The following is a 14,466-nucleotide window of genomic DNA, read 5'->3' as shown; positions in this document are numbered from 1 at the left end:
GCCCTGGTTAAACACAACACGTTGGGTTCTTGCATTTTTGGTTACATTTGGCCTGTTGTTTGGTGCAATATCTGAATACATTTTTTGGCAAGAATTTACCACGCGCTTTAACTTCATCGCGGTTGATTATTTGATTTATACCAAAGAAGTCATCGGTAATATCCGCGAATCCTATCCCGTACCGCTCATTTTATTCATCATTGCCTTGGTGACATTGGTAATTTTATTTAGCCTCAATAAATGGATAAGTTTTGATACTCAGCCGCAATCTAAAAAGAGAAAAATGGTTCTACTGATTGCCGCAATTGCACTGCCAGTTATTAGTTTTGAAGTGGCGAATGTCGATCAAATGGAATTCAGTAAAAATGCCTACGCCAATGAGCTTGCTGGTAATGGGTTGTTTAGCTTCTCTGCGGCGGCGTACCGCAACGAGCTGGATTACGACAAATTTTATAAAACCATACCTGTTGAATTGGCTAAAAAGACCTTGTTATCCATAGGTTCTAATCGACTATCTACGGCGGCTATTTTGCCAGCCAAAATTAATAAAGAGGCCGCGCTAGGCCCATTCAAACGCAGCCCAAAGAATGTCGTGTTAATCTCGGTGGAAAGTTTATCGGCAGAATATTTAGGTGTTTACGGTAACAAGCATAACTTAACGCCATACTTAGATAAACTGGCCAGTGAAAGCGTTGTTTTTGACCGATTGTTTGCGACTGGTACGCGCACGGTTCGCGGTTTGGACGCACTCTCTATTGCCACTCCACCCATTCCAGGTCAGGCCATTGTGCATCGTCCAAACAGTGAGCATTTGGCGACCATAGGCGAAATATTGCGCAAACAGAATTACGACACATTCTTTATCTATGGTGGCTATGGTGTGTTTGATAGCATGAACAAGTATTTTAGTAGTAACAATTACAAAGTGGTTGACCGTACCGATTTCGAAGCAAAAACGATACAAAGTGAAAATGTTTGGGGTGTGGATGACGAAAGTTTGTTTAATAATTCAATTAAGTTGTTTGATGAAAATGCTAAAACGTCAAAACCATTTTTTGCGCACATCATGACCACCAGCAATCATCGGCCCTTCACTTTCCCTGAAGGCAAAATAGATTTGCACCAAGGTCAGCGTGATAGTGCCGTGAAATATACTGATTATGCGATTGGAAAATTTATTGAAAATGCAAAAGCAAAAGCATGGTTTAAGGATACGGTATTTGTCATTGTGGCGGACCATTGCGCCTCGGTGGCAGGTAAAACTAAATTGCCAGTTAATAAGTACCATATTCCCTTGTTTTTCTATGCGCCAGACATGTTACCTGCAGGCCGCTATAGCCGTGTAGCCAGCCAAATAGATATTGTGCCTACATTATTGGACGTGCTTGGTACCAAAGGTTCTGAGCATTTTTATGGGCAATCGTTATTTAAGGCAGAGGCTGAAAAGCAACCTGAACGTGCGTTCATCAGCAATTATCAAGCCTTGGGTTATTTAAAAAATAACCAGTTGATTGTACTCAACCCCAAACAAAAAGTTGAAGCTTACCAAGTTGACCCGCAAAGCATGGAATCTACACCCACAAAAGTAGATGAAACCTTGCTAAATGAGGCTATTGCCTATTACCAAACAGCAAATCGGGATTACAAAACAGGCGCGTTAAAAATGACCGTCCAGCCATTGCAATAGTAATTGCCTTTATTTCGATGGTTTTTATATGAACACGCAAGGTGTTTAATCACACAAGTGAGCTAATTTAAGCTAGCTTGCGTGATGTGGCCTACCCATTCGGTTAGCCGTACTTTACAGCCTAAAGATAAAAAATTGGGTTGACATATTTTACTTAACATTGTTAAATTAACGTCGTTAAGTAAAAGTGTTGAGTAAACCATGCCACCCAAGCCTAAAACTGAAGCCGAACGCCAGCAATTGCGCACCTTGATTATTGATGCTGCACGCGATTTGTTTGTGTCGCGAGGGGTTGAAGCCGTCACCATGCGCGAAATAGCTAAACGCATCGGCTATTCTGCCACCAGTATTTATTTGCACTACGCCGACAAAGAAGCGGTATTGCGCGCTATTTGCGACACGGATTTTTTAGCACTAGCCACTTCATTAAAAGACATTATGCAAATAGCCGACCCAGTTGAGCGTATGAAAGCGCTCGGTCAGGGTTATGCCGAATTTGCTTTGTCGCATCCCAATCATTATCGATTGATGTTCATGGCGGCACGCCTTCCGTATGACCCTGCCGAGTCGTGTTTGCAGCAACATAGTGCCGAACAAGATGCCTATTTTCAATTAAAAACGGTGGTAACCGATGTCTATGAGGCGGGTCGCTTTAAGCCAGAACTGCAGGACGTCGATTTGATTGCTCAAACGATCTGGGCGGGTGTACACGGTGTTTGCTCGCTGCAAATTACCATGGCCTGTGATAAGTGGGTGAATTGGACGGACATATCCGCTCGTTTGCAATTAATGCAAATCGTATTGATTCGTGGACTGTTAAGAGAACCAACATGAAAAAATTAATAATAATCTTCAGCGTTAGCCTTTTGCTACTGGCTTGCCAAAAACCAGCCGAACCTCTACCTCCGCCACGTCCAGCGTTGGTTGTTATCGTAGGAAAATCTGCAGCCAACAATGCGATGGTTCTGGTGGGCGAAGTGAAATCACGTTATGAGTCGAATCAGGGCTTTAGAATCAATGGCAAAATAATTGAACGCAAAGTGGATGTAGGTAGCTTGGTTAAAAAAGGTCAGGTGCTAGCAAGGCTCGATGCAGTAGATACGAATCTGAGTGCACAGGCTGCCGCTGCTGATGTACGCGCCGCAGAAGCAAGCCACGCACTGGCAAATGCCGAAGTCGAGCGTCAGCGCACTTTATTTAACAAGAAATTCATTTCCGCTTCTGCTTTAGATATGCGCGAGGCGGAACTTAAAACATCCGCCGCCCGTTTAGCCCAAGTTAAAGCGCAGGCGGCAGTATCGGGTAATCAGTCAGGCTATACCGCCTTAATTGCAGATAGAGAGGGCGTGGTAACAAAAATTGATGCGGAGCCAGGTCAAGTGGTACAAGCTGGGGCGGTGATTGCGCAGATCGTGGATACCAAACAAATTGAGGTCTTGGTAGCGGTGCCAGAGTCGCGCATGGCAAGCTTAAAAGTAGGCAATCAAGTCGCGATTAAATTGTGGGCGGATCGCGAAAAAACCTATGCTGGCAAGGTACGTGAAATCGCTCCCGCAGCCAATTCAGCCACACGTGCGTTTGATGTGCGAGTGATAATCGTAGACCCTGACGCCGCTGTGAAATTGGGCATGACCGCAGGAGTTAGTTTCTCTGAAAATTCTGCAGATGAGATTATTGTGCCATCGACCGCGCTAACTCAACTTAATGGCAAGAATAGTGTTTGGGTTATTACACTTCAGGCTGATAAAACAGGCATCGCCAACCCGCGTGAAGTCACGACTGGCCCCTATAGTGAAGCTGGCGTAGTGATAAAAAGCGGTTTGCAAGCCAATGAAATGGTGGCGATTGCGGGTGTGCATACACTGCTTAGCGGTCAAAAGGTTATACCCAAAATTATCGATGGGCAGGCAGAAACGGCACCATGAGTCACGATAATTTTCCAGCGAGTGAAGTCCAAGCCGAAAAGTCACGCTTCAACCTTTCAGAATGGGCGCTTAAAAACCAAACTTTAGTGTTGTACATCATGCTAATGCTCACTATTTCAGGGTTTTTAGCTTATGCCAAGCTCGGTCAGTCTGAAGATCCGCCCTTTACCTTTAAGGTGATGTTGGTGCGAACCAGCTGGCCAGGCGCAAGCGCGGTAGAAGTCGAACAGCAAATCACCGATAAACTCGAGAAAAAAATTCAGGAAGTGCCGCATTTAGGCTATTCCAGTAGCTATTCTAGGCCTGGTGAATCGATGATTTTTATTGTGATTGAAGATGAAACTCTGTCGAATGCGATTCCAGAAATATGGTATCAGGTACGCAAAAAAATCACCGATATTCGGCATACATTGCCACAAAATATCGAAAGCCTGACTTTTAACGATGAATTTAGTGATGTGTACGGCAGCATGTATGCGCTGACGGGAGATGGTTTTGATAATTTTGCACTGAAAAAACAAGCCGAAATCATTCGTAGCGAGCTGCTCAATACCAAAGATGTTGGCAAAGTTGATTTTTTTGGCGAACGCAAACAGCGTATTTACATTGAGCTATCGAATGCTAAATTATCCACATTGGGCCTGAGTACCACGGCACTGATTAATATTCTACAAACGCAAAACGCGGTGGTAAAAGGCGGTACGTTTGACTCACCTAAAGAGCGTATTCGCATTGAAGTTTCAGGCCGCTATAACACGGTAGAAGATTTAAGAGATATCCGTCTACGCGCTAATAACCAAGATTTCAGGCTTGGTGACGTGGCAAAAGTTTATCGCGGATTTGAAAATCCGCCACGAGACACGGTGCGCTATAACGGTAAAGAATCATTACTGCTTGGGGTAAGTATGAGTCAGGGCGGAGATGTGATTGCACTAGGCCATGCGCTGGATGCAAAAATACATAAAATTCAGCAAAATCTGCCCGTGGGGCTTAGTTTTGAAACCGTCACTTCGCAGCCAAACATTGTGGCAAGTTCGGTCAATGATTTTGTGCAGTCGCTCATGGAGGCATTGGTGATTGTGCTTGGGGTCAGTTTGCTATCGCTTGGCTGGCGCTCAGGCATTGTCGTGGCAATTTCAATCCCTGTTGTGTTGGCCGCTACGTTTTTGTGCATGCATTTTTTTGATATTGGCCTGCATAAAATCTCGCTTGGCGCCTTGATATTAGCTTTGGGGTTGTTGGTTGATGATGCAATTATCGCTGTAGAAATGATGGCTTCCAAAATGGAACAAGGCTGGGGTCGAGTAAAAGCCGCCTCGTTTGCCTATAATTCAACGGCAATGCCAATGCTTACCGGTACATTAGTTACGGTGGCTGGCTTTCTGCCCATAGCCACGGCAGAATCTTCCACTGGCGAATATACACGTTCCATTTTTCAGGTGACCGCCATTGCACTAATCGTTTCATGGTTTGCCGCAGTGATTTTTGTGCCATATTTGGGCTATCACCTATTGCCAGATTACACGCATGCACCAAAGCCATCCAGATTTCGTTTATGGCTTAAGAATCGCTTTGGCTTGGCTGAAACAAGCAAGCCAAATAACCATCACCATGATATTTACAATACCAAGTTTTATAGCGCTTTTCGCAGTTTAGTTACAACCTGTGTGCGTTATCGTAAAACGGTGATTCTGATTACACTCATCATGTTTGTATTGGCAATCATTGGTTTTGGTAAAGTTCAGCAACAATTTTTTCCTGATTCAACGCGGCTTGAAATAACTGTGGATTTACGCTTAACCGAAGGTGCTTCTTACCAGGCTACCAATGATGAAGTAAAAAAACTAGAAAGCTGGTTGCAAGCATGGGAGAAGCAACACCAAGGCATTGATAATTTTGTGGCCTACATTGGTATCGGCAGTCCACGTTATTACTTGCCGTTGGACATACAACTGGCGCACCGAGGTTTTGCACAATTCGTCATTTTGACCAAAAATCTGGAGCAGCGAGAGGCTTTGCGCAGCGATCTCTTAAAATTATTTGAAAATGATTTTCCTGCACTTCGGGCTTCTGTCTTGCGTTTGGAAAACGGCCCACCGGTAGGTTTTCCTGTGCAATTTAGGGTAAACGGTAACGACCTTAAAAAGATTCGTGAAATATCACATGAAATCTCCGATATCATGCGCGCAAACCCGCATTTGTCCAATGTGCAGTTAGGCTGGGAAGAGCCCAGCAAAGTCATGAAAGTGGCCATTGACCAATCCAAAGCGCGGCTACTAGGTGTCAGCTCGGTAGACATTGCCAATATGCTGAACGGCGCGATGGGTGAGTTGTATATTACTGAGTTTAGAGAAGGTAATGAACGTATCGATTTAGTTGCACGTGGTGCGGAAATAGAGCGTACCAAATTATCACGCCTGCCCAATTTAATGATTAATACGCAAAATGGCACCAGCGTACCACTTTCACAAATCGCGACAATTACGTCTGAGTTTGAAGAAGGAGCCATCTGGCGACGCAACCGCGTACCTTCTATTACCGTGCGCGCCCATTTGCGTGGGCAGATGCAAGCGCCAGTGGTATCGGCTCAAATAGAAGAGAGACTGGGCGAAATCAAGGCGAATCTGCCGTTAGGAGTATCGCTGGAAACTGGCGGTGCGGTAGAAGAGTCCGCAAAGGGTGGAGCTTCGGTGGCAAAAGGTATTCCACTATTTTTGGTCACAGTGCTGACCTTATTAATTTTGCAAATGCGTAGTTTTTCACGGGTATTTTTAGTGCTGTTAACGGCACCCTTGGGCTTGATTGGGGTCACAATAGCACTGTTAGCTTTTGATAAGCCGTTTGGGTTTGTGGCGATGTTAGGCACCATTGCTCTATCGGGCATGATTATGCGTAATTCGGTGATTCTGGTTGACCAAATTGACCAAGATAAAGCCTCAGGCTTGCCCGAATGGCAGGCGATTATAGAATCTACCATACGTCGTTTTAGACCCATTGTACTCACTGCGGCGGCGGCGATTTTGGCGATGATCCCGCTGACTAGAAGCGTGTTCTTTGGACCAATGGCGGTGGCAATTATGGGGGGCTTGGCCGTGGCAACGCTATTGACCGTACTATTTTTGCCTGCCCTATACGCGGCCTGGTTCCGGGTGAAAATGCCAGAGCAGGCCTAATTTAAGCGCTAAAAGCGAGTTTAATCAAGCGTTTGTATCGCGCAGCTTGCGTTATAATGTAAAGAAATTGACGGGAAAATTCACCATGACAAATACACAACAAAACACAAGCAATCAGGCAAAAAAACAGGCTAGATTTAATATGATCGAACAGCAAATTCGCACTTGGGAGGTGTTAGACCCCGTGGTGCTGGCTTTGCTTGATGAAGTGCCGAGAGAAAACTTTGTGGCTGAATCTCAGCAAGGATTAGCCTTTGCAGATGTAGAATTGCCGATTGGTCATGATCAAACCATGCTTTCGCCTAAAATTGAAGGCCGAATTTTACAAGCGCTGAGTATTAAAAAAACAGATAAAGTTTTAGTAATCGGCACAGGTAGCGGCTATTTAACTGCGCTCATCGCCAAACTAGCGGCGCATGTGCATGCCGTAGAGATTATTCCTGAGTTATCTAGCCTTGCAAATACACGTTTACAGCAACATCACATTAATAATGTAAGCTTGCACATTGCTGATGGCGCCAATGGCTATGCGGCAGAGGCACCTTACGATGTAATTGTATTCACGGGTTCATTGCAACTCCATCCCATTGTGGCTGAACAAATGTTGAACATTGGTGGTCGTATGTTTGCTGTGGTGGGTGAGTTGCCGATTATGCAAGCGACGCTTACCCAACGTATCAGCGACAGTAGCTATCGTAAAGAAACAATCTTTGAAACCTGCTTGCCACCGTTAGAAAATATTCCGCAATCAGAAAAATTTGCGTTTTAGAAAGAAGTCGAATGCACCAATTCAATCGCCTGTCCTCTGCAATCACGCTGGTATTGTTGCTAGCGTTACCTAAGCTGGCCCTGGCGGCCGACCAAGCCAAGACGGAGTCATTGGCTAATGTGCAGGCATCGCAAAGCAATCCACAATCTTTGGTTGATATTTACCAGTTGGCTCTTTCACACGACCCAACCTTGGCGTCGGCTTTAAGTGCAAATCAGGCCGCACAAGAGATTATCGAGCAGGGCAAAGCTTTGTATCGTCCAACCGTAAACTTCAGTGCGAGTGCTTCTGCCTCGCAAACCGACATTAAATATCTGGGCTCAGGATTTAACCAATTTAGAAATGAAGGCCGCCAGAATTTCGAAGGCTATAGCTACGGCGTAGATGCGCGTCAGCCAATTTTCCGCAAGCAGAATTTGGTGCAAATGGACCAATCCAAAACGCAAGTTAGCCAAGCCGATAAACAATTGCATTTAAGTCAGCAAGCGTTGATTTTACGGACGACTCAAGTTTATTTTGATGTGCTGATTGCGCAAGATCGTATTGATTTAATTACGGCGCAAAAAACCGCAATTCTGAGTCAGCTAGAGCAGGCTAGAGCGACTTTTGAGGTTGGTACGGCAACCATTACCGATGTGAATGAGGCGCAAGCGCGCTACGATTTGATTGTAGCCCAAGAAATTGCCGCAGTGAATGAGCATCAAATCGCTAAACGGGCCATCGAAGCCATTACTGGGGGCATTCCAGATAAATTGGCAACTGCAAAAGCAGATATTCAAGTTAAGTCACTGAGCCAAAATATGCAAGATTGGCAGCATGTGGCGTTGCAAAACAATTTGAACATTCAAATCCAGCAAGACGCACTTAAACTGGCCGAGCAAGAAGTGGCACGTAATCAGGCGGTGCATTTGCCCACTTTGGATGCCGTAGCCAGTTATACTAATAACTACGCCAACGGCGGTGCCAGTGGTGTGGGTAATGACCTGACCAATGCTACTATTGGCTTGCAGTTACAAATCCCGTTGTATCAGGGGGGCGCCACTTCTTCACGCGTGCGTCAAGCCGTGCTCAATCAGCAAAAGGCGCAAGATGATGTTGAAATTACGCGCCGCCAAACAGAATTAGAAACGCAGCGTGCTTATTTGAATTTAAGCACCACTATTGCGCAGGTAAGAGCCTACGAACAAGCATTAATCAGCAGTCAAAGTCAGCTCGATTCTACCAAGCTAGGTTATGAAGTTGGGGTACGCACCAGTGTCGATGTGCTTAATGCCCAACAGCAATTTTTTAGTGCAAAACGGGATTTATTGCAAGCGCGCTACAATTATCTGGTGAATATCATTCGCTTAAAAGCGGCTTCAGGCATAGTGGCTGAGGCTGATTTATCTGACATCAATCAACAACTCTTGCTGAATAATGCCAATTAATTTTAAAGTGCAGCTTAACTTAAGCCAGCTTGTCGTTATTGACATGCAAACGCGGCTAATCACGGCAATGCCGCACGATGAGTTGCAAACAACCATTAAAAATGCCGGTATTTTGGTACATGCCGCTGCCTTACTCGCAGTGCCAACCATTGTTACCGAGCAGTATCCAAAAGGCTTGGGCCACACAGTGCCTGAGTTGCTGGCCTTGTTGCCCACAACCAAGCCCATCGAAAAAATCAGTTTTTCTTGTCTGGCTGAGCCTAAATTCAGCCGTCAATTAACGGGTGACCACACTCAAATTGTGTTGGCCGGCATGGAAGCGCATATTTGTATTTTGCAAACAGCCTTTGATTTAGTGCAAGCTGGCAAGCAAGTATTTGTGGCAGAAGACGCCATTCTCTCGCGCAATCCCGCCAACAAGGCCAATGCAATTGCCAGAATGCGTGAGGCGGGTTGTTCTATTGCTAATACCGAATCTATCGTGTTTGAATGGCTAGGTAAAGCCGAAGGCGATGCCTTTAAGGCCATCAGCAAGCTTATTCGTTAAACGCACCTGTTAAAAGCGCAATTTAAAACGCCATGAATTGGAAAGTGTTGTTATTGCTTGGTCTGATAGGATATGGCGCTTTCAATCATTACCAGCACCGTCCAGTCGTGCATGGAATCGGTGAAATTGCACCAAACGAACCCGTTCAAGGCCCCACCCAAGCTAGTGATATTCAGCTGAATGGCTTCACGCTTACGCCACTTGCTGATTTTGAAATTAAGGCAAGAGTGCTTTCAACAGAAGACTATGCCATGGGTACTGAGGCGAAGTTATCACCTACGGATTTAGCACTTGGCTGGGGGCCAATGTCGGATGAGGCAGTGCTCAACCAAGTTAAGATTACGCAAGGCAACCGTTTTTTCTATTGGCGAGTTGATGCTTTTCCTATCCCGCAGCGCGAGATTGAGATTCACGCAGCGAATGTGCATGTTGTGCCTGCTAACGCTACTGTTAAGCGTCAACTCGGTAAGATACGGCCAGGCCAGATTGTGTACATAAAAGGCCAACTCATTGAGGCAAAGCGTGCTGATGGCTGGCATTGGCGTAGCTCGCTTAGCCGTGAAGATACGGGTGCTGGTGCCTGTGAACTAATTTATGCGACACAACTTAATATAAGCGAGTTGTAAGGCAGCTAAGTTTAAGACTTCTCTAAAGCGACGCGAATAATGGCTAAAGTGCGTTGCGTCGCGCCCTGTGAAGCCTCGCATAAAGCAAGTCCTGCGGCGCCCATCGCTTGCTGTTTTTGCGGATTATCCACCAAGGTTTGAATGGCTTGTTTGATGGCTTGCACGTCATTTACGCGCCAAGCAGCACATTGGGCCACGGCAAGCTCTGAAACTTCTTTAAAATTAAAGGTATGTGCGCCAATCAACACGGGCTTGGCCATGCGCATGGCCTCAATTAGATTTTGCCCGCCGTAAGGCAGCAGGCTACCGCCCACCAAGCAAATATCTGCGCTAGCATAGTAGCTGAACAATTCGCCCATGCTATCACCCAAAATAAATTGCGTGTCTGCATCCACCGTTTGATTTAGAGCAGATCGCCGCGCATAGCGTAATTGGCGTTGTTGCAATAAAACTTCAACTTCGTTAAAGCGTTGTGGGTGGCGCGGCACGATAATCGTCAGTAAATGCGGAATTTGTAATGCGCTAACGGCTTCTAAAATAAGGCTCTCTTCACCTTCACGCGTACTGGCAGCTAAAAAAACTGGGCGTGTAGCACCAAATAAATTGCGTAACTGCTGGCCGAGGGCAATGGCATCTGCTGGCGGCTGCGCTTCAAATTTTAAGTTACCAGTAACACTTACTTGCGATGCACCTAGTTTTTGTAGACGCTCCGCGTCCTGTTTAGTTTGTGCAGCAATGGCAGATAAGCTTTGCAAGCCATTGTGGACAATTTTGCCTAGTCTGGCATAACCATTGGCGGACTTTTCAGATAATCTTGCATTAGCCAGCACCAGTGGGATAGCTCTGTGCTTGCAGCCTGCAATTAAATTAAACCAAAGTTCCGTTTCCATTAACACGCCAACGACAGGTTTAAAATGGTTTAAAAACCCCGCTACGGCAAAAGGTAAATCGTAAGGCAAGTAAACGCGCCGTACACTATCGCCAAATAATTGCTCGCTCGTGGCACGGCCAGTGGGTGTGGTATGCGTGAGTAAAATTTGATGGTTAGGATACTGTTGCAATAAAGCATTAATAAGTGGCGCGGCGGCACGCGTTTCGCCGACAGAAACGCAATGCAGCCAGATAACAGGCTTGCTCGTTGCTTGAGAATAAAAGCCAAAGCGTTCACGCCAGTGCTGACGGTATTCAGCTTGTTTGATACCGCGCCAAAGTAATTTAAGTGGCACAAACGGCAACACCAAATATAGTAGCAAGGAATAGATAAAACGATTCATACCGCATTTTCTCACAAAAATGACCAGCTTGTTTTTGTCTAAATTGCCCTACGCATAAACGCTCACTTTTTGCGAGAAATTTATTTTTGTAAATTTCTTAACCTAAAAAATTTGGTGAGTGATTACTCACCCCACCGCAATGTAAACACAGGCTTCATTTTTGCTAAAAAATAAGAAAATGCAGTAAAAATCACGTGTAAAAATAGTGTTGACGTACACAAAATAAAGGCATAAATTGCTGTTCAAGGCACAACATGTTGTGTTTAAGCATTCTTTTTTCACAAAAAAAGTAGTTTTTAATTAAAAATCACAGGCTTAGCGCAAAGTGTTAATTTTCTAGCGCATTAGTCTAAAGAAGAGGAGAGGCATCCATGCTCAAAGCGGTCGAATCAGGAAGTAAGTCAGAATCGGTTTTAGAAAAAGAAATTCCAATTCAAGCGGTATCGCTAGACATTTGGGATAAAAAGTATCGCTTAAAAACCAAATCAGGCGAGCATGTAGATGCCGATATGGATGCTTCATATGCACGTGTTGCGCGTGCTTTAGCAGACGTAGAAACCACTGAAGCCAAACGTGAAGAATGGCATGAGAAATTCCTATGGGCTTTGCGCCGCGGTGCAATTCCAGCAGGTCGTATTACATCAAACGCAGGTGCGTTAGAGCACAAACCAGCTACTTCAACCATTAACTGCACCGTGTCTGGCGTCATTTCAGACAGCATGGATGACATTTTAAACAAAGTGCACGAAGCTGGCTTAACGCTAAAAGCAGGTTGCGGTATTGGTTACGAGTTCTCAACGTTGCGTCCAAAAGGCGCGTTTGTTGCAGGTGCTGGCGCTTACACAAGCGGCCCGCTCTCTTTCATGGATATTTACGACAAAATGTGTTTCACCGTGTCTAGCGCGGGCGGTCGTCGTGGTGCGCAAATGGCAACCTTTGATATTTCACATCCAGATGTGACTGACTTTATTAAAGCAAAACGTGAAAACGGCCGCTTACGTCAATTCAACTTGTCATGCTTAATTACTAAAGAATTCATGGAAGCGGTAAAAGCGGACGCTGAGTGGAAACTTGCTTTCCCTGTGACAGAAAAAGAAGCGATTATTGATGGCCTAAATACGAATGATGCTAGCCAAGTAGTTTGGCGCGAATGGCCAATTAAAGGTAAATATCTCACTAAATTAGAAGGCGTAGATGCGGGTAAAGTGGCTTGCCGCGTTTATAAAACCATTAAAGCGCGCCGTTTGTGGGACGTGATCATGTCCAGCACATACGACTTTGCTGAGCCAGGTTTTATCTTGATTGACCGTGTAAACGAAATGAACAACAACTGGTTCTGCGAAAATATCCGCACCACCAACCCATGCGGCGAGCAACCATTGCCACCTTACGGCGCTTGCTTGTTAGGCTCTGTCAACCTCACTCGTTTTGTGAAAAAACCTTTCACTGACGAAGCTTACTTCGACTGGAAAGAATACCGCGAAGTGGTGGCGATATTCACGCGTATGTTAGACAACGTAGTTGAAATCAACGGCCTACCTTTGCAACAACAACGCGATGAAATTATGCGCAAACGTCGTCACGGCATGGGCTATTTGGGTTTAGGTTCAAGCCTCACCATGATGAAAATGAAATACGGTGAAGAAGAATCACTCAAATTCACTGATGAAGTGACACGCGTCATGGCAGAAGAAGGCTGGAACGTAGGCGTGCAACTAGCTGAAGAAAAAGGTCCAGCACCATTGATGGACGAGAAATTTGAAGTCACCGCTGATATGCTTGCAAAACGCCCAGAAATGGCGGCTGATGGTATTAAAGTAGGTCAAAAAGTCGCTGGTAAAGTGTTGCTTGGTAAATATAGCCGTTACATGCAACAGTTTCCAGAAGGTTTGCGTAATCAAATCGCTACTAAAGGCGCGCGTTTCTCACACCACAGCTCTATCGCGCCAACAGGCACTATCTCACTCTCATTGGCAAACAATGCGAGTAACGGTATTGAGCCATCATTCGCGCACCACTATGCACGTAACGTGATTCGTGAAGGCAAAAAATCAAAAGAGAAAGTCGATGTATTCTCTTATGAATTGCTCGCTTACCGTGAATTAGTGAATCCAAATGCAATGCCATTTAGCGATAAACCAGAAGAGCAATTGCCAGATTACTTCTTAGATTCATCTACCATCATGGCAAAAGCGCACGTGGATATTCAAGCGGCATCACAAAAATGGATTGATAGCTCAATTTCAAAAACCATTAACGTGCCAACAGACTATGACTTTGAAGACTTCAAGAGCATCTATCTCTACGCTTACGATAAAGGCCTAAAAGGATGTACTACATTCCGCTTTAACCCAGAAGCATTCCAAGGCGTGTTGGTGACAGAAAAAGACTTAGAAAACACCACCTACAAATTCACGCTAGATGATGGCACAGAGATTGAAGTGAAAGGCAACGAAGAGATTGAATACGATGGTGAAACTCACTCAGCCGCCAATCTCTACGACGCCCTAAAAGAAGGCTATTACGGTAAGTTTTAAGCTGCTTTGTTTGTTAATACAGCGTTGCATTTAAATTTTTAATCCTCATGTACTACTTGTACATTCCGGTAAAAAATCTAAATGCGCCTTGTCTTAACAGCACACGCGACGCTTAAAACAAGAGTAAATATACAGAGGCAAAGCCTCTCAAGGAGAACACAAAATGACAGTTAAAATTGAAAAGAAAATCGTTGGATACAAACTAGTAAGCGACGAAGACAAAGCCCAAGCTGCAAAAGAAGCACAAGCGCAAAAAGATACCGCAGCCACGATTATTCAACTAGGCGAGCCACTTAGCCGCCCAGACAAACTCGTGGGCAACACCTACAAAATTAAAACACCAGTGACAGAGCACGCGCTCTACATCACCATTAACGATGTGATTATGAACGAAGACACGCCACAAGAGCACCGTCGCCCGTTCGAGATTTTCATCAACTCTAAAAACATGGAGCACTTTCAATGGATTGTTGCGTTAACACGCGTCATGTCTGCGGTGTT

Annotated in this window: 10 protein-coding genes and 1 pseudogene; 10 read left to right on the top strand and 1 reads right to left on the bottom strand. The window is 45.0% G+C overall.

Annotation, left to right across the window (positions count from 1 at the left end):
* The 8 genes from HOO90_RS08165 to HOO90_RS08130 all read left to right on the top strand — a co-directional run.
* Positions 1-1,687, top strand: a 1,687-nt coding sequence (locus HOO90_RS08165) for an LTA synthase family protein (protein ID WP_292841932.1), incomplete at its 5' end; no start/stop codon positions are given.
* Positions 1,688-1,888: 201 nt separating this feature from the next.
* Positions 1,889-2,521 (top strand): TetR/AcrR family transcriptional regulator, encoded by a 633-nt coding sequence (locus HOO90_RS08160; RefSeq protein WP_292841930.1) that lies wholly within the window; start codon positions 1,889-1,891, stop codon positions 2,519-2,521.
* Positions 2,518-3,612, top strand: coding sequence for an efflux RND transporter periplasmic adaptor subunit (locus HOO90_RS08155; protein WP_292841928.1), 1,095 nt, complete (start codon positions 2,518-2,520; stop codon positions 3,610-3,612). Before HOO90_RS08160 ends, HOO90_RS08155 begins: the two co-directional genes overlap by 4 nt.
* Positions 3,609-6,785 carry an efflux RND transporter permease subunit gene (locus HOO90_RS08150; protein ID WP_292841926.1) on the top strand — a complete coding sequence of 1,059 codons (3,177 nt, stop codon included), beginning with the start codon at positions 3,609-3,611 and terminating at the stop codon, positions 6,783-6,785. The genes HOO90_RS08155 and HOO90_RS08150 overlap by 4 nt, the downstream gene beginning before the upstream one ends.
* A gap of 85 nt (positions 6,786-6,870) precedes the next feature.
* Positions 6,871-7,554 carry a protein-L-isoaspartate O-methyltransferase gene (locus HOO90_RS08145; protein ID WP_292841924.1) on the top strand — a complete coding sequence of 228 codons (684 nt, stop codon included), beginning with the start codon at positions 6,871-6,873 and terminating at the stop codon, positions 7,552-7,554.
* A gap of 11 nt (positions 7,555-7,565) precedes the next feature.
* Complete coding sequence (locus tag HOO90_RS08140) at positions 7,566-8,981, top strand: TolC family outer membrane protein (protein ID WP_292841922.1); 1,416 nt, start codon at positions 7,566-7,568, stop codon at positions 8,979-8,981.
* Positions 8,971-9,528: a hydrolase gene (locus HOO90_RS08135; protein ID WP_292841920.1), complete on the top strand. Its 558-nt coding sequence runs from the start codon at positions 8,971-8,973 to the stop codon at positions 9,526-9,528. Before HOO90_RS08140 ends, HOO90_RS08135 begins: the two co-directional genes overlap by 11 nt.
* A gap of 32 nt (positions 9,529-9,560) precedes the next feature.
* Positions 9,561-10,154 (top strand): hypothetical protein, encoded by a 594-nt coding sequence (locus HOO90_RS08130; protein ID WP_292841918.1) that lies wholly within the window; start codon positions 9,561-9,563, stop codon positions 10,152-10,154.
* Positions 10,155-10,165: 11 nt separating this feature from the next.
* On the opposite strand, the gene waaA is transcribed toward HOO90_RS08130, so the two are convergent.
* Entirely contained in the window at positions 10,166-11,428 is a 1,263-nt protein-coding gene (gene waaA, locus HOO90_RS08125) for a lipid IV(A) 3-deoxy-D-manno-octulosonic acid transferase (RefSeq protein WP_292841916.1), read from the bottom strand.
* A gap of 371 nt (positions 11,429-11,799) precedes the next feature.
* Between waaA and HOO90_RS08120 the strand changes: the two genes are divergently transcribed.
* Both HOO90_RS08120 and HOO90_RS08115 read left to right on the top strand, forming a co-directional pair.
* Positions 11,800-13,965 carry an adenosylcobalamin-dependent ribonucleoside-diphosphate reductase gene (locus HOO90_RS08120; protein ID WP_292841914.1) on the top strand — a complete coding sequence of 722 codons (2,166 nt, stop codon included), beginning with the start codon at positions 11,800-11,802 and terminating at the stop codon, positions 13,963-13,965.
* 163 nt (positions 13,966-14,128) lie between these two features.
* A pseudogene (locus HOO90_RS08115) lies at positions 14,129-14,466 on the top strand (NrdJb); the annotation flags it as partial.

Source organism: Methylotenera sp., from assembly GCF_013141425.1.
Classification (GTDB): Bacteria; Pseudomonadota; Gammaproteobacteria; order Burkholderiales; family Methylophilaceae; genus Methylotenera.
This window is presented reverse-complemented; position numbering and strand designations above follow the sequence as displayed.